General features: G+C 32.8%; 2 pseudogenes. One reads left to right on the forward strand and one right to left on the reverse strand.

Features of this window, described 5'->3' with window-relative positions:
* A pseudogene (locus IDG60_RS16970) lies at positions 1-262 on the reverse strand (hydroxymethylglutaryl-CoA reductase, degradative); the annotation flags it as partial.
* Positions 263-516: 254 nt separating this feature from the next.
* Here IDG60_RS16970 and IDG60_RS16975 point away from each other — a divergent pair.
* Positions 517-844, forward strand: a pseudogene (locus IDG60_RS16975) (hydroxymethylglutaryl-CoA synthase); the annotation flags it as partial.

Genomic DNA, 844 nt, shown 5'->3' on the forward strand with positions numbered 1-844 from the left:
CTGCAGCGACAACTGAAGGCTCTTCCACCATCATAGGTACAACATATGCCTTATCGTCCACAATGATATTCGGTAATAATCCAACGGGTAATGCACCTTGCGCGATGACATTTTCAATTAAACTATTTGCTACTTCCTCATCAATTAATGGATGATTCAATAAAATGTCGAATTGATCTTCTGATAACCATTGCTTATCTACCAATTGTTGTAACTTTTGTTGACGAGATAAATGTCGGAAATTCTTATCTAAACTTTGCATGGACATACTCCTTTTACTTCACATAATTTTTTAACATTTCAATCACTACTATTTTTACCATAAAATAACGTTATTCGTCTTAAAATTCAATTGAATAATTATTGTTTTAACTATAAAATAAAGCAAGGTAAATTAAAACGCTTACAAGAAACGTCAAATCATTTTTAAATTTAGTGTATTTCTTTGTATAAGATAAGCATATTCTGATATGATACAAGTGTTGCTTTTATAAATTTGAAAGGATGTAAAACCTTATGACAATAGGTATCGACAAAATAAACTTTTACGTTCCAAAGTACTATGTAGACATGGCTAAATTAGCAGAAGCACGCCAAGTAGACCCAAACAAATTTTTAATTGGAATTGGTCAAACTGAAATGGCTGTTAGTCCTGTAAACCAAGACATCGTTTCAATGGGCGCTAACGCTGCTAAGGACATTATAACAGACGAAGATAAAAAGAAAATTGGTATGGTAATTGTGGCAACTGAATCAGCAGTTGATGCTGCTAAAGCAGCCGCTGTTCAAATTCACAACTTATTAGGTATTCAACCTTTTGCACGTTGCTTTGAAATGAAAGAAG

Source organism: Staphylococcus sp. EG-SA-2 (genome assembly GCF_017152085.1).